This is a genomic window from Kitasatospora sp. NPDC058063 (assembly GCF_042885395.1).
In the GTDB taxonomy this organism is placed as follows: Bacteria; Actinomycetota; Actinomycetes; order Streptomycetales; family Streptomycetaceae; genus Kitasatospora; species Kitasatospora lactacystinica.
In genome coordinates this window covers 1-1,397 of sequence record NZ_JBHVSD010000078.1, presented here as the reverse complement: position 1 = coordinate 1,397, position 1,397 = coordinate 1, and the positions used below count along the sequence as shown (strand labels likewise).

General features: G+C 56.2%; 1 rRNA gene. It reads right to left on the bottom strand.

Going from position 1 to position 1,397, the window contains the following annotated elements:
- Positions 1-2: 2 nt before the first annotated feature.
- Positions 3-1,397, bottom strand: a 23S ribosomal RNA gene (locus tag ACFVUY_RS43345); the annotation flags it as partial.

Here is a 1,397-nt window from a genome sequence, read left to right as displayed (position 1 = left end):
CTGAGGACAAGCCCTCGGCCTATTAGTACCGGTCAACTCCACCCCTCACAGGGCTTCCATATCCGGCCTATCAACCCAGTCGTCTACTGGGAGCCTTACCCTCTCAAGGAGGTGGGAGTGCTCATCTCGAAGCAGGCTTCCCGCTTAGATGCTTTCAGCGGTTATCCCTCCCGAACGTAGCCAACCAGCCATGCCCTTGGCAGGACAACTGGCACACCAGAGGTTCGTCCGTCCCGGTCCTCTCGTACTAGGGACAGCCCTTCTCAACACTCCTACGCGCACAGCGGATAGGGACCGAACTGTCTCACGACGTTCTAAACCCAGCTCGCGTACCGCTTTAATGGGCGAACAGCCCAACCCTTGGGACCTACTCCAGCCCCAGGATGCGACGAGCCGACATCGAGGTGCCAAACCATCCCGTCGATATGGACTCTTGGGGAAGATCAGCCTGTTATCCCCGGGGTACCTTTTATCCGTTGAGCGACGGCGCTTCCACAAGCCACCGCCGGATCACTAGTCCCTACTTTCGTACCTGCTCGACCCGTCAGTCTCACAGTCAAGCTCCCTTGTGCACTTACACTCAACACCTGATTGCCAACCAGGCTGAGGGAACCTTTGGGCGCCTCCGTTACTCTTTAGGAGGCAACCGCCCCAGTTAAACTACCCACCAGACACTGTCCCTGATCCGGATCACGGACCCAGGTTAGACATCCAGCACGACCAGAGTGGTATTTCAACGACGACTCCACCAAGACTGGCGTCAAGGCTTCAAAGTCTCCCACCTATCCTACACAAGCCGAACCGAACACCAATATCAAGCTATAGTAAAGGTCCCGGGGTCTTTCCGTCCTGCTGCGCGAAACGAGCATCTTTACTCGTAATGCAATTTCACCGGGCCTATGGTTGAGACAGTCGAGAAGTCGTTACGCCATTCGTGCAGGTCGGAACTTACCCGACAAGGAATTTCGCTACCTTAGGATGGTTATAGTTACCACCGCCGTTTACTGGCGCTTAAGTTCTCAGCTTCGCCCCGACGAATCAGAGCTAACCGGTCCCCTTAACGTTCCAGCACCGGGCAGGCGTCAGTCCGTATACATCGCCTTACGGCTTCGCACGGACCTGTGTTTTTAGTAAACAGTCGCTTCTCGCTGGTCTCTGCGGCCACCCCCAGCTCGGAGTGCAAGACTCGTCACCAGGAATGGCCCCCCTTCTCCCGAAGTTACGGGGGCATTTTGCCGAGTTCCTTAACCATAGTTCACCCGAACGCCTCGGTATTCTCTACCTGACCACCTGAGTCGGTTTGGGGTACGGGCCGCCATGAAACTCGCTAGAGGCTTTTCTCGACAGCATAGGATCATCCACTTCACCACAATCGGCTCGGCATCAGGTCTCAGCCT